Origin of the sequence: Verrucomicrobium sp. BvORR034 (genome assembly GCF_000739635.1) — a bacterium.
Classification (GTDB): Bacteria; Verrucomicrobiota; Verrucomicrobiia; order Verrucomicrobiales; family Verrucomicrobiaceae; genus Verrucomicrobium.
Genome location: NZ_BATQ01000139.1, coordinates 1 through 22,986 on the forward strand (window position 1 = coordinate 1; position 22,986 = coordinate 22,986).

A 22,986-nucleotide genomic window follows, 5' to 3' on the forward strand; every position below is an offset into this window, starting at 1 on the left:
GGGGAACCGTAACCATAGGAGGGGTCACGCGGTGGGGCAGCATCGTGTGGAACGCGCTCCCGATCACGATATGCAGGGCGGCGGATGCCGGCATCGGGGTAGGGCGCGCCGTCGGGATAGGTCAGACCGGGACCATGGGGCTGGCGGCGCTGCTCATAGCGAAGTTCCAGCTCCCAATTGGGATCTTCATCTACCCAATAGGGATCATCACGATGCGGTGGACGTGCTCCCCGATAGCCTGGCGGCGGCGGGACTGGTTCCATACGTCCTTCCACACGGTCAGCAGCATCTTCAATCTTCCGGCCAAGGCCGAAGAAGATCTCGCCGATTTTTTCGTGGATCTGACGACGGCGTTTCTTCAGGTGATCAATCGGCCCTTCAGCCTGCGCAGGCAGGGCCGGAAAGATCATGAGGGCCGCCAGCGCGCCGAAGAGACTGCGCACCAGAGTAGTGGAAAAGGGTTTCATAGGATGGGCGGGAAAAGAATGGAGTCACCAAGAGTGCCAGCCAGTGAGACGGGAATGCGGACCAAAAAACTCAACCGGGTTTCAAATGTCTCTGACCGTCACAGTCTGAATCGCTTGGCCCAAATGGCATGGATGCTTGCACCCGGGGAGCCTCGTCCCTGCCATAGAATAGTGCTTGACCACCTTAGTAGACTCAACTCAGATATACTGTATACAGTTTAGGAAATTCCTTTGATTGATGATCTCCCTCGACACCAGCACTCCGCAACAAGGCCTGCAACCCGTCCGCCGCTTCACACTGGCGGAGGAGGTCGCGGACCAAGTACGCCGGGCGATCATTTCTGGCCAAATCGCCGAGGGCAGCGCAATCAGCGAGCCCAAGCTCGCAGCGCAGTTGGCCGTGAGCCGCGTGCCCGTACGAGAAGCGTTGGTAGAGCTTGAGCATGACGGCGTCGTGGAGTTTGACCACCGCGGGCGCTGCCAAGTGCGGCAGTTCAGTGCCGACGACGTGCGGGAAATCGTGACCCTACGCCAGACGCTGGAGGTGATGAGCGCCCGACTGGCGGCCGAGAATCTCACCGCAGAAACTGCCGCCGCTCTACAGGAGAACGTGCACGCCTTCGAACAGGAGACGGACGTGACCAACATCAGCCGGCTGGACGTGGCGTTTCACGATCTGATCATGCAGACAGCAGGGCATGGACGGCTCCTCACCTGCTGGAGGACGGTGCGCACCCAATTTGAACTTCTTCTCGCCAAGGCCCATCGCTGGCAAAAAGCGCACGACATTCCGGTGACGGACCACGCGCTGCGCGGTCACCGCCCCATTCTCAATGCCATCCTCGACCGCGATGCCGAGAAAGCCGGACAAGCCATGCGCCAGCACATCGCGGACTGGGGCGAGCTCAACTACAAATTGGGCATGGGCAAAGATGTTTGAGGAATCGATTCCGCCCCCTCCCCTACTTTTCACTTTTTACTCTCCACTTTTCACTGCTCCCTCATGAAACCCATCGTTCAAATCTCACTGGACCTCACTAACATTGACGAAGCACTCAAGACCGCGGCTCTGGCGATCCGGGCTGGGGTGGACTGGCTGGAGGCTGGCACTCCTTTAATCCTGGCAGAAGGTCTGCACGGCGTGCGCGCTCTGCGAGCCTCGTTCCCCGGCATCCCGATCGTGGCCGACCTCAAAACGATGGACGGTGGCTATCTGGAAGCGGAAATGATGGCGCAGGCCGGAGCCACCCATGTGGTGGTCATGGCCCGCGCTCATGAAGAGACGATCAAGTGCGTGGTGAAGGCCGGCAGGGATCACAATGTCAAAGTTATGGGTGATAACCTTGGCTGCCCGGACATGGTGGCAGGCGCGAAGATGCTGGAGGATCTGGGCTGCGACTATGTGATCCACCACATCGGCTATGACGAACGCCGTGGCATCGCCGCCGCCGGTCAACGCATGCCCAGCCCGCTCGATCAGTTGCGTGAGGTGGTGCAGGCCGTCAAGATTCCCGTTCAAGCCGTAGGCGGCCTCACGCTTGAGCAGGCCATCCAGTGCCCCCAATACGGTGCGCCGCTTGTGGTGTTGGGCGCTCCCCTCACAGTGGATGCTGATGCGTTCAAGACGGCCGACGGCGATCTTGAAGGATCTCTGCGCCTGATCTGTGAGGCCGTGCACTCCCAGGTGGTTCCCGGGTTTAGCGCCTAGTGCTCGTTGCAACGTTTTAGATCATCAAATTCCGCATTCCGCATTCCATGAAAACTGCTTCCGCTGCTGTTGTGAACTTTGCCCCGGAGAAGGGGTCAGTTGAGATTCGTGAGATCCTTGCCCCGGAGATCGGGGATGATGATGTGCTGCTGGAAGTCGCCAATGTGGGCGTCTGTGGCAGTGACCTGCACCAATGGACAGCCGACCATAGCTGGCCGGTGAACTACCCGGTGGTGCTGGGCCATGAGTTTGGCGGCCACATTGTGGAGACCGGCAAAAACGTGATCAACTGGAAGGAGGGCGACCGCGTGGTGAGTGAGACGGCGGCTGTCATCGACATCAACAACCCCATGAGCCGTCAGGGTCTCTACAACCTGGACCCCACGCGCAAGGGTTTCGGCTACGGCGTGAACGGGGCCATGACCCGCTTCGTGCGCGTACCCTCCCGCTGCCTCCACCGAGTGCCGGACAAGCTGGCCTTTGAACAAGCCTGCCTTACTGAGCCCTGCTGTGTGGCTTACAATGCCGTAGTGGAGAACAGCCGTCTAAAGCCTGGAGATCGCGTGATAGTGCTTGGCCCAGGCACCATTGGCATTCTGTGCGCCGCAGTGGCCCGTCTGTGTGGGGCCGAGGTCGCCCTGGTGGGACTGGAGAATGACCGTCAGCGTCTGGAGATTGCTAAATTGTATGGCTGCGAAGGCATCATCGGCGACGCGACGGAATGGGCCAAGCGGCGAGATGGCTTGGGCGCCGATTGCGTGATCGATGCCGCTGGCTCCAGCATCACCTTAAAGATCGCGCTGCAACTGGTGCGCCCCAACGGTTGGATCACCAAGGTGGGCTGGGGTCCGCAGCCGCTGGGCTTCTCCATCGATCCCCTCGTGCAGAAAAACGTGACCCTGCAAGGCAGCTTCAGCCACAATTGGCCCGTGTGGGAGCGCGTCATCGCCCTCCTGGCAGGCGGTCAATTGGACGTGAAACCTATCATCGGTGGCGTCTGGCCCGTGACCGAATGGCACGAGGCATTCGAGAAGATGCACAGTGGCGAGGTGGTGAAATCCGTTCTGAAGCCGGTGTAAGCGTTGTATAGTTGGCCATGCTTCAACTAGTGATCCAATCTCTGGCGTCTGCCCAAGACGAGGGAAAACTTCGTTTTCATCTCATTGGCGGCTATGGCCTGGATGCGCACCACTACCACCGCGACACACGCGATTTGGACATCTTGATCGCGAGCGATGAAGCTGACGTCGTGCATGAGATTGCATCCATGTTGGGCTATGTCCAGCACGACAAGACCCCGGCATTCCTCCGCTATTGGCATCCCACCGATGCCAAGTTCCTTCCCATTGACGTCATGCTGGTGAACTCCAGTACCTTTGCCAAGCTCTCATCTGACTCTATCACCCACTCATTTCAAGGTGTTGAAGTCACCTGTCCGTCAGTAGCCAGCTTCATCGCATTGAAGCTACACGCTTTGAAAAACAACCCCGGACGGACCAGAAAAGATCTGAACGACATTGCGGCATTGATTGAGAAGAACCCAGGCTCGGTAGCGCTGGAGGAAGTAAAAGCCCTCTGTGACCGGTATGCCCCACCTCATATCTTCGATAAGCTCAAAGTCCTGCTAGAACTATGAACAGCAACCTTCTGGATCTGGAACTGCCGACCGACTCCCCGACTTGGGATGAACGAGATATTGATCTGGCAGCTCTGAACGAGTGGCGCATGCAAGCGACCATTTGGGAACGCGAGCACGGTGAGGAGAGAGCACGGGAAGTCCCCAACCCAGAGCCCTTTGTCTGGGCAGACTGAAACACCGTCAGCCGTTTCACCATGAACACACGACGGACATTTGTAGCTTCCTCCGTGGCGGCGACGATGGCGGGGCCTTTGCTGGCGGCAGAAGGCACTGGTGAAGGCGCGGGCACAGGTCGCAAGACCATTGAAACAGACGTGCTGGTGTGTGGTGGTGGCTGCGCGGGCACCGCGGCGGCACTGAGCGCGGCCCGCCATGGAGCACGGACGCTGCTGGTGGAGAAGGCTCCTTTTGCGGGCGGCATCATCACCAGTGTTGGGTTGCCCTATTTCGATGGTATTTCCAACATTGGCGACCACCGCGTGGTGGTGAAAGGTATCGCCCTGGAACTGCTGTCCAAGACCGGAGTGTGTGCCTCTGACGCGCAGGTGATCAAACCACACAACCCGACGATCCCCAACACGTTTGAGTTCAAGGTACTACTGGACCGGGAACTACAGGCGCAAAAAGACCGGCTCACAGTGTTGTACAACTCCTTTGCCTGCGAGGCGGAGTCGTCCAATGGCCGGATCCGTAGTGTCACCATTGCCAACAAAGACGGTCTGGTGACCGTACGCCCCAAGGTCGTGATTGACTGCACCGGCGATGCCGATGTCGCCGCCTGGGCCGGTGCGCCCACCGAACAAAGCGCCGAGGTGCAGCCATTGACCCTCCACTTCCGCATCGGCGGCGTGAAGCCCGCCAAGGGCATCGGCGGACTCTGCCGCGAGTCCCTGGTGAAAGCCCAGGCCCAGGGCGAACTCCCCTACTTCTACGGCCCGGGAGTGATGTTCCTCTTCGGCAAGGACGAGGTCTATGTGCACGGCATCCGTGTGCCAGCCAATCCCACCGACGCCTCTGACCTGTCCAGAGCAGAGATGCAAGGGCGGGCTGATGCCCTGGCCATGTTCAAGGCGTGGAAACGGGACATCCCGGCGTTCGCAGATTCCTATTTCCTCGAAGCTTATCCGTGGATCGGCGTGAGAGAATCGCGCCGGCTCATCGGCCAGCATGTGCTGAATGAAAAGGAGATCATGGGCGGACGCCGATTCCCCGACGCGATCGCCACTGGCTGCTGGTACCTGGACCTGCACCCCAACAAGACCACCTTAGGCAGCGCCAACGACTTCAAACCCGAGAAGGTCCAGCCCGGCCCCTACGACATCCCCTATCGCTCTCTGGTCCCTCAGAAGATCGAGAACCTCCTCGTAGCCGGCCGCTGCCACTCCGCCACCCGCGGAGCCCATGCCTCCACCCGCGTCACCGTCACCGCCATGGCCCTTGGCGAAGCCGCCGGCTGCGCCGCCGCCCTGGGCTTGAAAAACAACACCAACGTAGCCGAATTGGACGGTCAGAAAGTGCGGGAAGTTCTCGCGACCGTGAATGCCGGACCGTTCACTGATGCGGCTTAGGCGGCCCTTGCTTATCCCCTTTTCCCTTACCCCTCTTCCCTCTCCCCACCCATGCGCCTCAAAGACAAAGTCATCATCGTCACAGGAAGCTGCACCGGCATTGGCAAGGCCATGGCCAAGCGTTTCGTCACTGAAGGAGCCAAGGTCGTGATCCACGGACTGGAGGCGGACCTGGGGGCGCAGGTGATCGAGGAATTGGGAGCGGAGAATGCGACGCTGCACATCGAGGATCTCACGGCAGAAGGCGCGCCCGAACGCCTGGTGGAATTGGCCGTAAAGAGTTTCGGAAAACTGGACGCGGTGGTGAACAACGCCGCCATGGTCGTGGCCTCCAACATTCACAACACCGACCTGGCCTTCTTCCGCAAAATGATGGAGGTCAACACGGTCGCCCCGTTTGCCCTGATCAAAGCCGCGCTTCCTCAGCTTCGAGAGACGCGGGGTGCCGTGCTGAACATCGGATCCGTCAATGCATGGAGCGGTGAACCCAATCTCCTGCCCTACAGTGTCTCCAAAGGAGCGCTGATGACCCTCACCCGCAACTTGGGCGATACACTCATGCGCGAAGATCATGTTCGCGTAAACCAGATCAACCCCGGCTGGGTGCTCACCGAAAACGAGGCCCAACGCAAGAAGGAGCACGGTCTGCCAGAAGACTGGTACACTCACGTTCCACGCGTGTATGCCCCTGCAGGTCGCATCCTCTGGCCGGACGAGATCGCCGTGGCGGCGGTGTACTGGTTGGCCGATGAAAGCGGCCCCATTAGCGGTCAGGTCGTGGATCTGGAGCAGCATCCCTTCATCGGCCGGAACCCACCCAAAGACTCCTCAACCATCCCGGTGAGCGGCAAGCAGTAAGAGGCAAGTGGTGGTTTCAACCCATTCCCAATTCCTCATTCATCATTCCTAATTTTTCTCCTTCTCCCATGCCCAAACTTGCTGCATTCCCCAAAGCCTTCATGCAGGCGCTCTGCAAAGACGGATCGATGAAACTGTCTGAGTGGATCGGCCTTGCCTCCAAGCTGGACGTACAGGGTCTGGAATGGTACGCCGGATTCCTGGAAATGGCGGATGAGCGAAACTGGGCAGGCTTCCGCAAGCAGGTGGAGGATCTGGGCCTGGTGATCCCCATGATGTGCTGCTCACCGGATTTCACACATCCCGACACCGCTTTTCGTGAGGCGCAGATAGCCAAGCAGAAGGGCTGGATCGACATGACCCATGCCCTGGGCGGCTCGTTTTGCCGGGTGCTTTCCGGCCAGCGTCGCCCGGAGTTGACCATGGACCAGGGCGTGAGCCTCGCGGCGGAATGCATCGCGGCCTGCCTGCCCTATGCGCAGGAACGAGGCATCACGCTCATCATCGAGAACCACTACAAGGACGACTTCTGGGACTACCCAGAGTTTGCCCAGAAGATGGATGTCTTCTGCAAGTTGGTGGACCTTATCGACCACCCGGCCTTTGGGGTGAACTATGATCCCAGCAACACCTATCTGGCTGGGGAGGACCCCCTGGAACTCCTGCGTCGCGTGTCTCACCGCGTGGTGACCATGCACGCCAGCGACCGCTATCTGATTGAAGGAACGATCGAAGATCTGCGGAAGGAAGAAGGCGGTTCCGCCGGCTATGCCAAACGCCTGCGTCACGGAGAAATCGGCAAGGGATTGAACGACTACGATGCGATCTTCACCGAGCTGAAAAGCAAGGGATTCGATGGCTGGATCAGCATCGAAGACGGCATCGAGGGGATGGATCAACTGGAGCGCAGCGTCGCATTCTTGCGGAAGAAGATCGCAGCGCATTGGTGCTGACCCGGAATCAGTAAGAGGAGCGAGGGACATTCGTGTCCCGGTCCGTGCCCAGGGTCCCATGAGGTCGTTTTCCGGCTGGATGACCGTCAACCCCTTCGGCACCTTCCCGATGGGCCCGACCAAACCACATCCCCGCTCCGCAGCAGGGTTGGAGTACCGCTTTTAAGCGGAATCACGCCCCGAACGTCTCATGACGTGCACCCTCATCCCGCTGGCCGGACGCGTTTCACCGCGGGCACCCTCAAGGGCCCAGCGAATCCTGATTCCGCTTAAAAGCGGTACTCCAACCCTGGCGCGGACATCAACCGACCAGAGGGGGCCACACCGCTCTGCTGGGGATTTTGACACACATCCGCCATACCCCCGCCACTTCCAAGCCGCCCCACTCTGACGCACTGGAGAACATCCAGCCATTAGTTGATGGGGGTTCTAGAATTGACCTCCCAGCCGCTTCGAACCCCGACGCTCCAGCAGCGCGCCAGCTCAAGTTTTATGTCTTGGGTCTTCCAGTCTTGTGTCTGCCTCGCGCAGCGGGCCTCAAGTCTGATGTCTGGCGTCTAGCAGTCTGGAGTCCCCTCAGCGCCGGCTTGAAAGACTCCCATCCACCCCATCGTATTCTCCGGCACCCCCACTGGTCAGACCATCAGATGATCACCTCCATTTTTCTCCCATCCCCGCTCCCTTGCCCATGAAAATCACCGCCATCTCCCGACCTCCATCGTTGGTGGAAAAAGTGGCCACCCAGCTGGCGGAGCTCACCCGTGGCGAGGATGCAGAGGGCGGAAGACGGTTGCCAGCGGTGCAGGCGCTGTCTGAACAGCTCGGCGTGAGCCGCAGCGTGGTCCGGGAGGCGGTGAAGCGCCTGGAGACGCAGGGCCTACTGGAGGTGAAACAGGGTGTGGGCATGCGCTCCACAGACAATCTGCACAAACCTCTGACCCAGGCGGTGGAGCTCCTGGTTCCGGATGCGCAGGAACGCTTGCGCCAGCTCGTGCAGGTGCGTTTGATGCTGGAGCCGGAACACGCGCGACTGGCGGCTCTGAACGCCACCCCAGAACAACGCACCCACTTGCAGGAAGTGTATGACCGTCTCGCGGCGTCCGACTCATTGAAGGCCGCGATTGAGGCGGACATGGCCTTTCATCATGCGCTGGCCTCAGCATCAGGAAATCAAGTCTCGGCTATGATGCTCCTGTCGCTCACAGATCTCCTGAAGGCCAGTCTGTCCCGCGGCTACAGCCGGGTGACCACCGAGTCCGCCATCGTCGAGCACGGCATCATTCTGAAGTCTGTGCTGGGGCGTGATGCGGCGGGTGCAGAGTCCGCGATGCGACAGCATCTGGACACCACCCTGGATGAACTGGCTCTACAGCCGAAGAAGCGGCCAGTGCGCAAGAGATCCGCTGGCAACTGATCACTCCCCACCCCCTCCAGATAGTCTTTCCCTCTTCCGCATGAATCTGTCCCCTCTCTCCCTGCCCTTGGTGACACTACTGGCGTGTTCGACCGTCTGGGCTGCCGCTCCCCCAGAGCCCCCACCCGTCTTCCGGGCTGGGGCGGCGGCAGTGGATATCACCCCCCTGAAGTTCCCCGTGCGAGTGAACGGCAACTTCACGGAGCGCCTGGCCCACCAAGCCAATGATCGGCTACACGCCCGGGCACTGGCCTTGGATGATGGAAAAGTGACAGCCGTCCTCTGCGTGGTGGACACCTGCATGATGTCGCGGGAACTGATCGACAAGGCGAAGGCGCAGGCCTCCAAGGAGACCGGCATCCCTGTGAGCCGCATGCTGGTGAGTGCCACCCACACGCACAGCGCTCCCTCCGCCTTGGGCTGCCTGGGCAGCCGGGAGGATCCCGAGTACGCCGCGTGGTTGCCGGGCAAGATCAGCGAAGCCCTGACGGCGGCGGCAAAAGCCCTCCAACCGGCCAGGATAGGCTGGTCATCCGTGGATGACTGGGATCACACCCATAACCGGCGCTGGATCTACCGTCCCGACAAGGTTCCGGCCGATCCGTTTGGCCAGTCCACGGTGCGGGCCATGATGCACCCTGGGCATGAAAGCCCCCAGCATGTCGGCCCCTCCGGCCCGGTGGATCCCGAATTGAGCGTGGTGTCCGTGCAAACGCTCGATGGCAAACCGCTGGCGGTACTAGCCAACTACTCGCAGCATTACTTTGGCGCCACAGCCGTGTCAGCGGACTACTACGGTGTGTTTTGCCGGGAGGTGGCAAAACGTCTGGGCCAGGCTTCGGGCGAAGGCCCCTTCGTGGCCATGATGACTCAGGGCACTAGCGGCGACCTGATGTGGAGGGACTACGCCAAGCCCGCGAAGAACGTGAGCATGACACAATACGCGGAAGAAGTGGCAGGTCGCGCCGCGGAAGCCCTGGCCAAGGTGAAGCACCACAATCATGTGCCCCTGAACGTGGTGGAAACGCACCTGCCACTGCACTACCGCACGCCGGATGGCGATCGACTGGCCTGGGCGCGCCAGGTGGTGGCCCCTCTGGTCGATCGACTCCCGCAGAGCAAACCCGAGATCTATGCGAAAGAGGCGCTCTATCTGCACGAAAAGCAAAAGACGGAACTCGTCCTGCAGGCGTGGCGGATCGGCGACCTGACCCTGGCTGCCCTTCCCAATGAGGTCTTTGCCCTCACCGGACTGAAGCTGAAATCGCAGGCACCCCTGGGTGCTCACTTCAACATCAGCCTCGCCAACGGAGCAGAGGGATACATCCCCCCTCCAGAGCAACATTTCCTGGGCGGCTACACCACCTGGCCAGCCAGGACAGCGGGGCTGGAAGTGCAGGCAGAGCCACGTATCGTGGAAAGCCTGCTGGGTGCCCTGGAGGTTGCAGGCGGGAGCAAGAGGCGTTCGATAAAACACCCTGCCGGCGCCTACGCCCAGGCAGTGCTGGCCGCCGGGCCGCTGGCCTACTGGCGACTTGAGGAGGCACAAATCCCCGATGCCCAGGAGGAGCAAGGCAAGGCAGAACTGGACGCAACCATGGAAAAGGGTGTGGCGCTCTACCTTCCCGGACCCGATGGAGCGGGATTCTCAGGTGGAGAGATCAATCGGTCCATCCACCTTGCGGGCGGGCGGCTGCGAGCACTGCTGCCAACCCTGCCGAAGACTTACTCGGTGGAGATGTGGTTCTGGAACGGCCTGCCAGACGATGCCCGCCCGGTGACGGGCTACCTTTTCTCTCGAGGGAAGGACGGCGATGCCCAGTGCGCCGGAGATCATGTAGGGATCGGCGGCACGGTGGACAAGGAATCGACAGGACGGTTGATCGTTTACAACGGCAACCAGAGGAAACAACTTCTGCTCGGCCGCACCCGGCTGGCGCTCCGGGCCTGGCACCATGTCGTGATGACACGGGACGGAGATCGTGTGCGTGTGTACCTGAACGGCAATTTGAAACCGGAGATAGAAGGAGAGCTGCCCTCCACTCTCCCGGATGGCCCCAGCGAGCTGTTTCTGGGAGGCCGTTGCGATCGCTTTGCCACGCTGGAGGGCAAGGTGGACGAGGCCGCGGTGTATGCACGGGCTCTCACGGGCGAGGAAATAGCCAGCCGGTTCAAGCTCTCAGGACAAATCCCGCCACCAGCAGTGGTGGCAAACGAGCCAGCCCCCACTCCGACACCCCCAAATGCGGACAAGGCGGCAGAGGCTACACCTCCTCTGAGCCCGGAGGAGTCCCTGAAGCGCATTCACGTGCGAGAGGGATTCATGGTGGCGCTGGCCGCAGCGGAACCCCTGGTGCTGGATCCGGTGGCCTTTGACTGGGATGCCAGAGGCAGGCTGTGGGTGGTGGAGATGGCTGACTACCCGCTGGGCATAGATGGCAAAGGCCAGCCCGGAGGGAGAGTCCGCATCCTGGAAGACACCGATGGCGATTTGCGATATGACAAGGCCACGCTCTTTGCCGAAGGCTTGCGGTTTCCAACGGGCATCCTGACCTGGCGGGATGGCTGCCTCATCACAGCGGCTCCAGAAGTGCTGTTTCTGCGGGATGAAAACGGTGACGGCAAGGTGGACGATGGCGGACGCACCGTGTTGCTTTCAGGGTTTCAGGAAGGCAACCAGCAGCTGCGAGTCAACGGGCTGCGCTGGGGCCTGGACGGCTGGGTGTATTGCGCCAACGGAGGCCACACCCCGGCCTATGGCAAGGAGGTAAAGATCACCTCGTCACTGACCGGCAAACGCATCGCCTTGGGCAGTCGGGACTTCCGGTTCAAGCCCGATTCTGGCGAAATCGAGCCTCTCAGCGGTCCGGCACAGTTTGGTCGCAATCGCGATGAATGGGGCCGGTGGTTCGGCGTCCAAAACAGCAACCCCATCTGGCACTACGCTCTGGAGGACCGGCACCTGCAGCGCAATCCCCATGTTGCCCCGCCTTCGCCCAAGGTGCTGCTGACGGAGCCCAATGCCCGCGTGTACCCCGTGAGCTCTCCGGAGCAGAGGTTTCACAGCTTCGATCAAGCAGGACGTTTCACCTCCGCGTGCTCGGCCACGATTGTGGGAGATGCTCGACTGATGGGCTCCTCCGCTCCCGGAATAGAGCAGGCGATGGTGTGTGAACCATTCCACAACCTCGTGCAACATCTCGAACTCACACCGGAGGGGCCCTCCTTCAAGGCTCGTCAGGTCATGGCGGGCAAGCACGACTTCTTTGCCAGTGAAGACCGCTGGTGCCGCCCGGTCATGGTTCGCTCTGGGCCAGACGGGGCGCTCTGGGTGGCGGACATGTACCGCTACATGATCGAGCACCCACAGTGGCTGCCGGATCCAGGAAAGAACGCCCTTCTTCCCCACTATCGCAAAGGGGATGACAAAGGTCGCATCTACCGGGTGTTTGCGAAGGATCGCGCCCCCTCCACGGACAAGGTGGCTCTGGACAAGGCATCTCCCTATGACCTTGCGGCCACGCTGGAGAGCGGCAATGCCTGGCGACGGGACAAGGCGCATATGCTGCTGGCGTGGAGCACGGATCGATCTGTGCTGCCGGCACTGGGCCAGTTGGGGAGTGAATCCAAGTCTCCGTTGGCGCGGGTGCATGCGCTTTGGATCCTCCATGCAAAGGGGGCCCTGGAATCTGGACTACTTGCGAAGGCACTCCAGGATACCGCGGTCGAGGTGCGCGAGAATGCCCTGCAAATGGCCGCAGGAAGACGGGAGCAGGAAGTGATCGGGGCCGCATGCGCGCTGGCAAATGACCCCGATGCCAAAGTCCGGCTTCAGCTTGCCACGACCTTGTGGGGCTGGGAGGACCCCGTGGCATCCAAGGCGCTGATCCAACTCGCTCAGGACTCAGGCAACTTCGAGATGATAAGAGCTGCTGCGTTGAGCTCCGCCCAGCCCCACCTCACAGCCCTGGCCAAAGCTTCGGAACAGAGGAAAATGCCCGAGGCCATGACCGATGGCCTGCTGCAAACCGCCGCAGGGGCAGGAAATGCTGAGGCCCTGTCCCTTCTGATGGGCCCTCTGCTGGATCGCGCGATGGCTGACGCAGACGTCGAAACCACCGTCAAACACACGGCCGTGGTGGGATCGGCATGGCAGGCACTCAAGCGGAAGGGCACCCGGCTGGAAGTCCTGGCCGCAACCAAGTCTGACTCTCAAGATTGGCAGTCGCTTATCGCCACCGAGAAGGCATTGACCGAAAAGCTACGCCGGACGGGAGATGCTGCCAGCACTCCCCTGACGGTGCGCATTGCCGCCGCTGCAGCGCTGCTGGCATACGATGAAAAGCCAGCTGGGCCCGTGGCCGTGCTGCTGGAGGCGATGCAACCCGGGACCGGAATTGCCGATTTCAAGACAGCCGCCGCCGCACTGAGGAACAGTGGGAGTGATGAAATAGCCGTATCGTTGCTGGAAAGTTGGGCGCAGTACAGCCCGGCCCAGCGGGAGGTCGTACTGGATGTCGTATTGGAGAAACCCGAGGCAACCCGCCGGCTGCTTGACGCTCTACAGACCCGGCTGGTGTTGCCCGCCAGCCTGGACATCCAGCGGCAGTCCCGTCTTCTTAAGTATCCGGACAAGCTGCTAAGAGAACGCGCTTCTACACTGCTGGGAGCCCCCTCCTCCCGCCAGAAGGTGCTGGACACCTTCCGCCCGGCCTTGACCCTGCCGGGGGACGCCACGCGTGGTCGTCAGGTCTTTTCACAGGCCTGCGTGGCCTGCCATCAGCTGGACGGCACGGGATTGGTCGTGGGACCAGACTTGCGCACCGTCGTGCAGCATCCAGCTGACAAGCTGTTCACCTCCATCCTGGATCCCAGCGCGAACATTGAACCTGGATTCACTGCTTATTTCTGTGAACTGAACGACGGCACCCAGCTGTACGGAGCGATCACCAGCGAGGCAGGCGACAGCCTCACGCTGCGCCTTGCAGACGGCAGCGCCCGCACCGTGCTGCGGAGTGGTCTGAAGCGCCTGCAAAGCGCGAATGTCTCCCTCATGCCCGACGGCCTGGAGGCCCTGCTTACCCCTCAGTCTCTGGCGGACCTCATCGCCTACTTAAAGGTGCCCAAGTGATCCCCACCCAGCCCTCCTCCCACCATCAAAACTCTCTGACCTACACCATGTCCTCCACCCCGCTTTTTCGCTCTCTTCTTAGTCTGTCGCTGACGCTAGGCCTGACGGGCATCTCGTTGCTTCCCGGAACCCTCTACGCCGCGGAGTTGCACATCGGCCACGCCACGGTGGACATCACCCCCGACCGGCCTGTGGCACTGGCGGGACAATTTAACACGAGGATCTCGACCAAAGCAGAGACGCCCATCGTAGCGGCAGCACTGGCCATGGAATCCAAGGAAGGCGACAAATCCGTGGACCAGGCACTGATTATCACCTGTGACCTGGTGGCAATTCGAGACGGCCTGCAAGACCGGCTTCGCATGAGCCTGGCAGGCAAGCTGCCCGGACTGGACCTGAAGAAACTCCTTCTGAACGCGACCCATACGCACACAGCACCGTTGACGCTGGAACTTGAACGAAACCCCAACCGATATGAAATCCCCAAAGAAGGGGTGATGCAGCCGAGTGAGTACACTGCCTTCTTGCTGACCCGGCTGGTGGAGGTTGCAGAGCAGGCCTGGAAGAACCGCCAACCCGGTGGAGTAAGCTGGACGCTCGGTCATGCCGTAGTGGGTCAGAATCGCCGCGCAGTGTATGCCGATGGACGTGCACAGATGTATGGCAACACGAATGACGCCCGGTTCCGTGGCCTGGAGGGAGGCGAAGACCACGGCGTGGAAATGCTCTTCTTCTGGAATGCTAAACAGGAACTGCAGGCACTGGCGGTGAATCTGGCCTGCCCCGCACAGGAAGTGGAGAGCCGCAAAGCGATCAATGCCGACTTCTGGCACGAGACCCGGGAGCAGTTGCGCAAAGAGCTGAAGGCACCGAACCTTACCATCCTGGGCTGGATCAGTGCCGCCGGAGATCAGAGCCCGCATTTGATGTTCCGCAAAAAGGCGGAAGAGCGCATGCGCAAGCTGCGCGGACTGACAAGCAAAGAGGAGATCGCACGGCGAGTGACTGCCGCAGTGATGGACACCGTGGAGATTGCACGCAAGGAAATAACCCCCAGCCCACCCTTCACGCATCAGGTGGAGACACTCTCCCTGCCCCCGCGGCGCATCCTGCCGCGGGAGAAGGAACAAGCCCAAATGCAGATCACGCAGTACGAGAACATGGGGACCTTGAACAACTACCTGCTGAACATGCTGGAGAGAGAGCGTGAGGTAGTGCGACGGGCTGAGGCCGGCGACAAGGCGCCAAACTACGAGATGGAACTGCACACCCTCCGCCTGGGTGAAGTGGCAATCGCGACGAATCCGTTTGAACTGTATTTGAACTACGGCATCCAGATGAAGTCCCGCAGTCCAGCGCTGCAGACGTTTTTGATCCAACTGGCCTGTGGCTCAGGACTGTACCTGCCCACGCCCGAGGCCATTGAAGGCGGCAGCTACAGCGGACTGCCTCACACGAACAAGGTCGGCCCCGAGGGCGGCCAGATCCTGGTGGACCGCACGGTGGAAGCCATTCGCGGGATGTGGCCAGCTCCCGCGGCGGAGACTGGCGGCGCGAAGAAGGAGTAGGTTGATTATTTCATCGGCACATTAAAGTACTGAAATCCATATGATTCGTCACACCGTCGTTTTTCGTTTGAAGCATGCCGCCGGTTCCGCAGAGGAACAGGCCTTTCTCCAGGCAGCCGGAGAGCTGGCCGCCATTCCCGGCGTGGAGAAGTTCGAGGCTCTGCGTCAAGTGAGCCCGAAGAATCCCTACACCTTCGGCCTGTCCATGGAGTTCGCCAATGCCGCGGCCTACGCAGGATACAATGACCACCCCGAGCACGTGCGTTTTGTGCAGGAGCGGTGGCTGCAAGAAGTCGCGGAGTTTATGGAGATTGACTACGAGAAGGCGTAGGGAATGCGAAAAGTAGTGCCAGGCTTTAGTCTGGCGACGTGTGACGCGAGCAGCCTGACTGAACAGGCTGAAGCCCATAGAACCTGCTGGCGAAAGCGACGTCAAGCCGCCAGCACTCCAAGACGCTGCCACGAACCGAGGGGGCCCAAGCCCGGAGATCGTCACCTCCAGCGCGAAGCGTCTTGGAGTGCGTGTGGCTCGACACCGCTTTGGCGGATCTTGTGAGCACCTCGAACCTGAGCCGCCGAGCAGCGGAATTGACCGCAGCAGCCGTCAACAGCTTGACTGAACAGCCCCGCATGCGGGACTGTGCCTACTTTACGCCACAGACCTGTCGAGACCCCGACTTATCCCTCTTCCCTTTCCCCTTTTCCCCCTCCCTCCCTTACCCCTCTCCCCCCACCATCCAGCAGATAATCGCCTTCTGCACATGCAGGCGGTTCTCCGCCTCGTGGAAGATCACGTCAGCGTGTTGCTCAAGGACTTCGTCAGTGATCTCCTTCTCACGATAGGCCGGGAGGCAGTGCATGACGATGGCGTCCTTGGCAGCGTGCTGCATGAGACCGGCGTTGATCTGGTAGGGCTTGAGGATCTCAATGCGCTGGGCGCTTTCCTCTTCTTTGCCCATGCTCACCCAGACGTCGGTGTACACCACGTCGGCACCGGCAACGGCCTTGGCGGGGTCTGCCTCAAGCACGACCTTGTCGGTGCCGAGTTTTTCCATGAACACCGCCGGGGGCTGAAAAGCCTTGGGCGCGCCAATGGTGAGATCAAAGCCAAGACGGGCAGCGGCCCACATCCAGGAGCGGGCCACGTTACAGTCGCCATCACCCAGGAAGCAGACTTTCTTCCCCAGCCAGCCTCCGAGGCGCTCGTGCATGACCTGGAGGTCGGCCAGGATCTGGCACGGATGCTCCTCGTCGGTGAGAGCGTTGATGGTGGGCAAATGACTGTACTCAGCGAACTGCTCCACATCCGCCTGGGCGTAGGTACGAATGACCGCCCCATGCACCATGCGACCGAGGACACGGGCAGTGTCCTTGACAGGCTCGCCACGGCCAAGCTGGGTATCAGCACCACTGAGGAACATGACGCTGCCACCGAGCTCGCGGATGCCTACCTCAAAGCTGACGCGGGTGCGGGTGGAGGACTTGTTGAAAATGAGAGCCCACGTCTGACCGGTCAGCACCTGGGGAGTGGCGGCGCGGTTCTTGCGAAGGTCGGCACCGAGCTCGACGATGGCTGTGATCTCCTGAGCAGTAAGAGCCTCGATGGACAACAGGTTCTTCATGGGACGATGTGGGCTGAAAAAGGTGAAAGGAATTCGGAGCGGGAGTGCGGACACATTCCGCTCCGAAGCAGGATCTAGGCGAGGGCGGAGAGGATAGATTTCATGATGCTGAGGCCCTCCTGTGCCTCGGCGTCGGAGGTGTTCATGGGCGCAAGCCAGCGGATGACCTTGGGACCCGCAGGCACGACCAGCAGGCCGGCATCCATGAGGAGCTTGGTCACCCAGATGGAAGGCAGCTTGCCAGAGGCCTTGAAGTCCTCGCGCGCCTCAATGAGGTCGGTATTCAGCTCGAACCCGAGCATGAAACCAAAACCGCGGGTGGCAGTGAGGGCGGGCAAATTCCAGGAGGCAACCTCCTGAACGATGCGTTCACCCATCTCCTTGGACCTGGCGATGAGGCCATCACGAAGGATGACCTTGAGCGTGGCCATGGCCGTGGCGCAGGCCAGCGGGGAGCCGCCGTAGGTGGTGCCGTGGCTGCCGGCACCGAGCAGGTTGCAAAGGCGCACAGCATCCGGCTCCGGGCCAATGGCGCGGTCCCGCGTCCAGAAGCTGCCGAGGGCATAACCCGAACCGATGGACTTGGCCCAGCTGATGGCGTCAGGCAGAATCTCATCACCGGGGATGATGCTGCGCCAGCCGCCAGGCTCTCCGGTCCGGCCCAGACCGCACTGCACCTCGTCCAGCAGGAGCAGCAGGTCGTGCTGATCCCGCAAGGCTGCGGCGGCGCGGAGGAACTCCGGCGTGGCCACGTTTACCCCGCTCTCACCCTGGACCGGTTCGAACAGGATGCCGACGGTGTTCTCATTCACCGCGGCCTTGAGAGCCTCCACATCATTGAACGGGATGTACTTGAACCCCGGCAGGAGCGGGCCGAAACCGCCGTGGATCTTTTCCTGCGCCGTAGCCGTCATGGTCGCAAACGTACGGCCGTGGAAGCTGCCAGTGCAGGTGATGATCTCGAACCGGGGGCTGCCGTCCGCCTTCGGCCGGGTGGTGCCGAAACGACGGGCCAGCTTGATGAGCCCCTCATTGGCCTCCGCCCCGCTGTTGCTGAAGAAGCACTTTCCGGGGATGCCCATGACTTTCTCCACCAGCATCTCGGCAAGCTCGCCCTGCTGGCGGATGCAGTACCAGTTGGAAATGTGAATCAAAGTGGCGGCCTGGGTCTGAATGGCCTCCACCACCTCCGGATGACAATGGCCTACGGGACACACCGCCACTCCACCAGCAAAGTCCAGATACTTGCGGCCATCCCGATCCCAAACATACGTGCCCAGACCTCGCTCCGGCCAGAAGTCGTAACGGCCGTAGTTGGGCATGACGTATTTCTCGATCAGGGTCTGGGACATCTTCGTTTGGAGGTGTGGGGGTGGGTTAGGAGTGGGTGGGTGGTTTGAGGGTCAGGGAGCTTCGATGCAGTGCGCCAGTGGGCAGTGCGTCGGTGCGTCAGGTTCGTCGTTTGTTGCTTGAATCAGGTCTTCTGTCTTTTGTCTTCCAGTCTTGTGTCTTTACAGAACAATCTCCGTGCCAATGCCGGTGTCGGTGAAGCACTCGAGGATGACGGAGTGCGGGATGCGGCCGTCAATCATGTGCACCTTGCCCACACCACCGCGCAGGGAGTCCACGGCGCTGTCCACCTTGGGGATCATGCCGCCGGAGATGATGCCTTCCCTCTTGAGCTGGTCGATGGCGGTCGGGTTCAAGGAAGGAATGAGAGTGCTGTTGTCCTTGGGATCACGCATCACCCCCAACACATCGCTCAGGAAGATGAGCTTGGTGGCCTTGAGTTTCTTGGCCAGGGCGCAGGCGGCGATGTCGGCATTCACATTGAGCGTGGCGCGAGATCCGATCTCGCGGGCCACAGGGGAGACAACGGGGACGACCTCACCCGCAACGGCGAGATCCACAATGGAGGTGTCGCATTCCACAACCTCCCCCACATAGCCGATGTCCACAGCCTCGCCTGTGGCGGGGTCGGTACCCTTCATGCGCTGGCCGCGGAAGACGGTGGTACCGGCCAGGCCAATGGCCTTGCCACCTGCGGACTTGATGCGCTCCACCAGATCGGGGTTGATGACGCGAGCAAGAGTCTCCTCCACGATGCTGATGGTCGCATCATCTGTAACGCGCAGACCGCCCACGAAGCGGGCCTCCAGTCCGGCATCCTTCATGGCCTTGTTGATGGCCTTGCCGCCACCGTGGACCAGCACGGGGTTGATGCCCACGGCCTCCAGAAAGACGATGTCACGCAGGAGGCTGTCCACCAGGGACTGCTCCTCCATGGCGCTGCCACCCACCTTGATGAGGAAGGTCTGACCGCGGAAGTTCTGAATGTAAGGCAGGGCCTCCAGCAGCACGGCGGCCTGACGGATGGAATCAGCGGACTGGCTCATGGGTGGGAGAGGGAAAAGGGGTAAGGAAAGAGGGAGAAGGAAATACAGTTGCCACCCAGTGGAGAAACCCATAGAGGCTGGCGAATCCTGAGATCTCCTCTGATGAAAGGAGGGATCAGGCGAGGCCGGTCTGTCGCTTGGCGTGGATGGCCGCGGAGTATTCGCTGGAGTTGAAGTCCACGTACTCCTCGCTCAGGTCGGTGGTGAAGACGTTGTAGGACGCGTCACCGAGGTTCAGGTCGATCGTGACCGTGAACTTGGGCTTGGCGGTGACTTTCTCCAACTCCTTGACCGGGGTGTTCGTGGCCAGACCACCCTTGGTAGCGCAAAGACCGCCGAAGTAGATGTCCACCAGCTCCTCACGGATGCGGGCCTTCGCATAACCCACGGCATGCATGACGCGGCCCCAGTTGGGGTCGCCGCCGTGCCAGGAGCATTTCACCAGCATGGACTTGGCCACGGTCTCGGCCACGGCCTTGGCATCCTGGTAGGTGCGGGCGCCCTGCACGCGAATTTCCACGAACTTCGTCACGCGCTCGCCGTCGCTGACGATCATCTTGGCGAGCTGCATCATCACGTGACGCAGGGCCGCACGGAAGATCTCGGTGCATGGGGACTTGCTCTTGATGAGAGGCACATCGCTGGCGCCGTTGCTCATGACGATGACGGTGTCATTCGTGCTGGTGTCGCCGTCGATGGTGATGCGGTTGAAAGTCTGCTCCACGGCGGCCTGGGTGGCGCGTTTGAGCTCGGACTGGTCCACCTTCGCATCCGTCGTGATGAAGGCGAGCATGGTGGCCATGTTCGGGCAGATCATGCCGGCCCCCTTGGCAATGCCGCCCACGCGGAAGGTCTGCCCCTCGCATTCCACCTCAATGGCAACGGTCTTGGGCTTGGTATCGCTGGTCATGATGGCCTGCTCGGCCTGCTCAGAACCCTCGAGGTTCAAGGATGCAACAAGATCCCCCACCCTGGGCACGATGCGCTCTATGGGCATGGGCATGCCGATGATGCCGGTGGAGCACACCAGCACCTGGCGCATTTTCACCCCCAGCTTTTCGGCCGTGGCCTTGGTCATGGCCTTGGCATCACGGATCCCCTGCGGACCGGTGCAGGCGTTGGCGTTGCCGCTGTTGGCAATGATGGCGCGCACATCGCCCACCTTCACATGCTGCTGGGATACGCGAACGCAGCCCGCCTTCACCCGGCTCGTGGTGAAGCAAGCCTCCGTGGCCGTGGGCAGGTCGGAGGCGATCAGCGCCAAGTCCAGACGAGTGGCCGTGGGGTTCTTGATCCCGCAGGAAATGGCTCCGGCACGGAACCCCTTGGGAGCAGTAACGCCTCCGGGGATTTCCTTGAAGACGAAGTCGTTGGCGGTGTCAGGCGAGGTCATGAGAGTAGCGGGGATTTGTGAAAGGGATCGATGCGGATGCGAAAGCCGGGGCGGGAGTCGTTGCCACAGGGCGGAAACGAACACTGGTGCCGACGGCGGAGGAATCAGGGCAGCCATCGGACAGGGCATTGCCCTGTCGTCGTGGGAGTCGGCTGCCTGGGAGCATCTGATTCATGGTGGAACGGGTCAAAAGGGAGAACCGAAGAATGGAGGTGATTTTTTCACTAGAGAAGAAAAACTTTCCCGGCCGCCGGCGCAGAAATCACACCACCTGAAGGCCTGCGTTTTCCGCGAAGCCAAAGGCGATATTGAAATTCTGCACGGCCTGGCCAGAGGCACCTTTGACGAGATTGTCCTCAGCGCTCAGCAGCAGGAGACGCCCCGCGCCAGCGTCGTAGGCCCAACCCACGTCGATGAAATTGGTGCCGGTGACGTTCTTCGTGTCCGGACTCTGGTTGCGACCGAGCAGCCGCACAAAGGGGCGTCCGGCGTAAGCGGTGGCGTAGGCGGCCTCCACTTCCTCCAGAGTGACACCCTCCCTGAGACCGGCAAAGATGGTGGTGCAGATGCCCTGATTCACCGGAATGAGATGGGGCACAAAAGTGAACTTCACGGGCTGACCTGCGGCGAGATCCAGCTCCTGGCCGATCTCGCTAACATGCCGGTGGCGCGGGATGCCGTAGCTGCGCACGCTCTCGTTGCATTCACAGAAGAGAAAAGCGGTCTTGGCCTCGCGACCAGCCCCGCTCACCCCGCTCATGCTGGAGACGGCGATGGGCGATTCATCAAGCAGCCCCGCCTTGAGCAACGGCAGCAGCGGAACGAGCACGCTGGTGGGATAGCAGCCGGGGCAGGCAATGAGCCGGGCGTCCCGGATCTCCGCAGCGCGCATCTCCGGAAGTGCGTACACGGCCTCGGCCAGCAATTCGGGCGAGGGATGGGCGTGGCCGTAGTGATCCGCATAGATCTCGGCGCTGCGCAAACGGAAGTCTGCGCTCAGGTCAATGACCCGCAACCCGGCGGCGAGGAGACCGACGGCAAACTGGTGCGCCACCCCATGCGGGAGGGCCAGGAAGGCAACCTCCGCCCCAGTGGCGGCAATGGCGTCGATGTCCGGGGCCATGAAAGAGATGGCATCCGCCTGGGCGATGCCTCGAAATCGCGGGAACTCAGAAGTCAGGGGCTTGCCAGCCAGCGCGCGGGAGGTCACCGCGGTGAGCTCGGCGTGCGGGTGCAGGAGGAGCAGACGCAACAGTTCCCTGCCGGAATAACCACTGGCGCCAACGACTGCGACTTTAACTTTCTGGGACATGAGTCATGAGGGGAAGGGCGGAAGATGGTTCGCATCGTCCGGGGTGCAAGATGCTTTTCGTGAGATTATGGGAAGGTAGTTAACAAGTGCTTGGTTCTGGGCTGGCGTCAGGGGTGAAGAGTGGGCATTGGTCCGGAATTGCGGTGTGAAAGCCTGGTGCAGGATATGGGATACGGTGGAGGCGGATCGGAGAGGTGTTTGAGAACGGCTGAGAACTGCACGTTGGCAGGCCAGGTCCACCCACCGGAGAGCAAAGACGATGCCCTCCCCACCCCGTTCCAAGAGGTTCCGGCAGAATGTTTTGGAAAAAATGCATCCGGCACTTGAATTCTTTTCACAACGCGCCACACTGCCGTCCCGCCAAACAAACCGAATCTGATCGCGGGCTGTAGTTCAGCCTGGTAGAACGCTTGCATGGGGTGCAAGAGGTCGTGAGTTCGAATCTCGCCAGCCCGACCAGATTCAGGTAAGTGAAAGCGGAAAGCCAGGAGCCCATCAGGGCTCCTTTTTTTGTGGCATGTTACGGCGATGCCCCTGCAAGCCGGGGGATTCGAGGAAGCACGGGTGAGGCTAAGGCAGCCCTGAACGCAATCCTTGAATCGTGGCGCAAAAATCGGAACGGCTCTTTGAGTCTGGCATTCACCTTCACAAGAAAGGTGGCTTGCCGGCTCCTGCGATGGAAGGACCGCCTCACGGCAAGATAAAGCGATGACCTTCATCGGCGCATCGTTATTTCCTAGACAAGGCAGGAGAATGAACCCTTCCGCTGCGCTTTCCCCCGGCCCCCGCAATTGGGTGCCGGACCACTAACCCGTTGTGGGAAGTGTTGGAGAGCTTATTTTGCTGATATGCGGAACTACACCATTATCTTCGCAAACGGAGAACGGAAACACTATCAGGCTCAAGGCCACGTTACAGGCCGGGAGGCGTTTGTTCTCATTCAAGACAACGGGGAAC

General features: G+C 61.0%; 18 protein-coding genes and 1 tRNA gene. 13 read left to right on the plus strand and 6 right to left on the minus strand.

The genetic code is table 11. The features are described from left to right. Positions 1 to 467 (minus strand): hypothetical protein (locus BV034_RS23820; RefSeq protein ID WP_265593393.1); only part of this gene is annotated, 467 nt, incomplete at its 3' end. A gap of 238 nt (positions 468 to 705) precedes the next feature. On the opposite strand from BV034_RS23820, the gene BV034_RS23825 reads away from it, so the two are divergent. The 12 genes from BV034_RS23825 to BV034_RS23880 all read left to right on the plus strand — a co-directional run bounded on the left by BV034_RS23825 (position 706) and on the right by BV034_RS23880 (position 15,637). Further along, complete coding sequence (locus BV034_RS23825; RefSeq protein ID WP_050029472.1) at positions 706 to 1,407, plus strand: GntR family transcriptional regulator; 702 nt, start codon at positions 706 to 708, stop codon at positions 1,405 to 1,407. A gap of 63 nt (positions 1,408 to 1,470) precedes the next feature. Next, positions 1,471 to 2,175: an orotidine 5'-phosphate decarboxylase / HUMPS family protein gene (locus tag BV034_RS23830; protein ID WP_050029473.1), complete on the plus strand. Its 705-nt coding sequence runs from the start codon at positions 1,471 to 1,473 to the stop codon at positions 2,173 to 2,175. Positions 2,176 to 2,222: 47 nt separating this feature from the next. Beyond that, positions 2,223 to 3,254, plus strand: a complete 1,032-nt coding sequence (locus BV034_RS23835; protein ID WP_050029474.1) for a Zn-dependent alcohol dehydrogenase — start codon at positions 2,223 to 2,225, stop codon at positions 3,252 to 3,254. A 17-nt stretch (positions 3,255 to 3,271) separates the two neighbouring features. Then, complete coding sequence (locus BV034_RS23840) at positions 3,272 to 3,811, plus strand: nucleotidyl transferase AbiEii/AbiGii toxin family protein (protein WP_050029475.1); 540 nt, start codon at positions 3,272 to 3,274, stop codon at positions 3,809 to 3,811. Next, complete coding sequence (locus tag BV034_RS23845; protein ID WP_050029476.1) at positions 3,808 to 3,987, plus strand: hypothetical protein; 180 nt, start codon at positions 3,808 to 3,810, stop codon at positions 3,985 to 3,987. The genes BV034_RS23840 and BV034_RS23845 overlap by 4 nt, the downstream gene beginning before the upstream one ends. A gap of 21 nt (positions 3,988 to 4,008) precedes the next feature. Beyond that, entirely contained in the window at positions 4,009 to 5,382 is a 1,374-nt protein-coding gene (locus BV034_RS23850) for an FAD-dependent oxidoreductase (RefSeq protein ID WP_265593394.1), read from the plus strand. A 51-nt stretch (positions 5,383 to 5,433) separates the two neighbouring features. Continuing rightward, positions 5,434 to 6,240, plus strand: a complete 807-nt coding sequence (locus BV034_RS23855) for an SDR family NAD(P)-dependent oxidoreductase (protein WP_050029478.1) — start codon at positions 5,434 to 5,436, stop codon at positions 6,238 to 6,240. A 68-nt stretch (positions 6,241 to 6,308) separates the two neighbouring features. Continuing rightward, positions 6,309 to 7,193 carry a sugar phosphate isomerase/epimerase family protein gene (locus BV034_RS23860; protein WP_050029479.1) on the plus strand — a complete coding sequence of 295 codons (885 nt, stop codon included), beginning with the start codon at positions 6,309 to 6,311 and terminating at the stop codon, positions 7,191 to 7,193. 688 nt (positions 7,194 to 7,881) lie between these two features. After that, positions 7,882 to 8,607, plus strand: coding sequence for a FadR/GntR family transcriptional regulator (locus BV034_RS23865; RefSeq protein ID WP_050029480.1), 726 nt, complete (start codon positions 7,882 to 7,884; stop codon positions 8,605 to 8,607). Between the two features lie 40 nt (positions 8,608 to 8,647). Continuing rightward, entirely contained in the window at positions 8,648 to 13,738 is a 5,091-nt protein-coding gene (locus tag BV034_RS23870; protein ID WP_050029481.1) for a PVC-type heme-binding CxxCH protein, read from the plus strand. 47 nt (positions 13,739 to 13,785) lie between these two features. Beyond that, the gene (locus BV034_RS23875) at positions 13,786 to 15,306 is read left to right on the plus strand and encodes a hypothetical protein (RefSeq protein ID WP_050029506.1); all 1,521 of its coding nucleotides are present in this window, start codon (positions 13,786 to 13,788) and stop codon (positions 15,304 to 15,306) included. A gap of 40 nt (positions 15,307 to 15,346) precedes the next feature. Beyond that, entirely contained in the window at positions 15,347 to 15,637 is a 291-nt protein-coding gene (locus BV034_RS23880) for a Dabb family protein (protein ID WP_050029482.1), read from the plus strand. 385 nt (positions 15,638 to 16,022) lie between these two features. On the opposite strand, the gene argF is transcribed toward BV034_RS23880, so the two are convergent. The 5 genes from argF to argC all read right to left on the minus strand — a co-directional run bounded on the left by argF (position 16,023) and on the right by argC (position 22,029). Continuing rightward, positions 16,023 to 16,928, minus strand: coding sequence for an ornithine carbamoyltransferase (gene argF / locus BV034_RS23885; protein ID WP_050029483.1), 906 nt, complete (start codon positions 16,926 to 16,928; stop codon positions 16,023 to 16,025). A gap of 74 nt (positions 16,929 to 17,002) precedes the next feature. Next, complete coding sequence (locus BV034_RS23890) at positions 17,003 to 18,280, minus strand: aminotransferase class III-fold pyridoxal phosphate-dependent enzyme (RefSeq protein WP_050029484.1); 1,278 nt, start codon at positions 18,278 to 18,280, stop codon at positions 17,003 to 17,005. A 159-nt stretch (positions 18,281 to 18,439) separates the two neighbouring features. After that, complete coding sequence (gene argB / locus BV034_RS23895) at positions 18,440 to 19,324, minus strand: acetylglutamate kinase (RefSeq protein ID WP_050029485.1); 885 nt, start codon at positions 19,322 to 19,324, stop codon at positions 18,440 to 18,442. A gap of 115 nt (positions 19,325 to 19,439) precedes the next feature. Beyond that, positions 19,440 to 20,717, minus strand: coding sequence for a bifunctional glutamate N-acetyltransferase/amino-acid acetyltransferase ArgJ (argJ, locus tag BV034_RS23900; RefSeq protein WP_050029486.1), 1,278 nt, complete (start codon positions 20,715 to 20,717; stop codon positions 19,440 to 19,442). 262 nt (positions 20,718 to 20,979) lie between these two features. Then, a complete protein-coding gene (argC, locus tag BV034_RS23905) occupies positions 20,980 to 22,029 on the minus strand; it encodes an N-acetyl-gamma-glutamyl-phosphate reductase (protein WP_050029487.1) in 1,050 nt (349 codons plus the stop codon). Between the two features lie 382 nt (positions 22,030 to 22,411). Between argC and BV034_RS23910 the strand changes: the two genes are divergently transcribed. Continuing rightward, positions 22,412 to 22,488: transfer RNA gene (locus BV034_RS23910), tRNA-Pro, on the plus strand. Positions 22,489 to 22,986 lie beyond the last annotated feature (498 nt).

What these genes read in the sequence shown, in the direction of transcription:
- BV034_RS23845 (WP_050029476.1), top strand. Translation starts at nt 3,808, where the DNA reads ATGAACAGCAACCTTCTGGATCTGGAACTGCCGACCGACTCCCCGACT.
- BV034_RS23860 (WP_050029479.1), top strand. Translation starts at nt 6,309, where the DNA reads ATGCCCAAACTTGCTGCATTCCCCAAAGCCTTCATGCAGGCGCTCTGC.
- argC (WP_050029487.1), bottom strand. Translation starts at nt 22,029, where the DNA reads ATGTCCCAGAAAGTTAAAGTCGCAGTCGTTGGCGCCAGTGGTTATTCC.
- BV034_RS23835 (WP_050029474.1), top strand. Translation starts at nt 2,223, where the DNA reads ATGAAAACTGCTTCCGCTGCTGTTGTGAACTTTGCCCCGGAGAAGGGG.
- BV034_RS23840 (WP_050029475.1), top strand. Translation starts at nt 3,272, where the DNA reads ATGCTTCAACTAGTGATCCAATCTCTGGCGTCTGCCCAAGACGAGGGA.
- BV034_RS23890 (WP_050029484.1), bottom strand. Translation starts at nt 18,280, where the DNA reads ATGTCCCAGACCCTGATCGAGAAATACGTCATGCCCAACTACGGCCGT.
- BV034_RS23830 (WP_050029473.1), top strand. Translation starts at nt 1,471, where the DNA reads ATGAAACCCATCGTTCAAATCTCACTGGACCTCACTAACATTGACGAA.
- BV034_RS23875 (WP_050029506.1), top strand. Translation starts at nt 13,786, where the DNA reads ATGTCCTCCACCCCGCTTTTTCGCTCTCTTCTTAGTCTGTCGCTGACG.
- BV034_RS23865 (WP_050029480.1), top strand. Translation starts at nt 7,882, where the DNA reads ATGAAAATCACCGCCATCTCCCGACCTCCATCGTTGGTGGAAAAAGTG.
- argF (WP_050029483.1), bottom strand. Translation starts at nt 16,928, where the DNA reads ATGAAGAACCTGTTGTCCATCGAGGCTCTTACTGCTCAGGAGATCACA.
- BV034_RS23825 (WP_050029472.1), top strand. Translation starts at nt 706, where the DNA reads ATGATCTCCCTCGACACCAGCACTCCGCAACAAGGCCTGCAACCCGTC.
- BV034_RS23855 (WP_050029478.1), top strand. Translation starts at nt 5,434, where the DNA reads ATGCGCCTCAAAGACAAAGTCATCATCGTCACAGGAAGCTGCACCGGC.
- argJ (WP_050029486.1), bottom strand. Translation starts at nt 20,717, where the DNA reads ATGACCTCGCCTGACACCGCCAACGACTTCGTCTTCAAGGAAATCCCC.
- BV034_RS23870 (WP_050029481.1), top strand. Translation starts at nt 8,648, where the DNA reads ATGAATCTGTCCCCTCTCTCCCTGCCCTTGGTGACACTACTGGCGTGT.
- BV034_RS23850 (WP_265593394.1), top strand. Translation starts at nt 4,009, where the DNA reads ATGAACACACGACGGACATTTGTAGCTTCCTCCGTGGCGGCGACGATG.
- argB (WP_050029485.1), bottom strand. Translation starts at nt 19,324, where the DNA reads ATGAGCCAGTCCGCTGATTCCATCCGTCAGGCCGCCGTGCTGCTGGAG.
- BV034_RS23880 (WP_050029482.1), top strand. Translation starts at nt 15,347, where the DNA reads ATGATTCGTCACACCGTCGTTTTTCGTTTGAAGCATGCCGCCGGTTCC.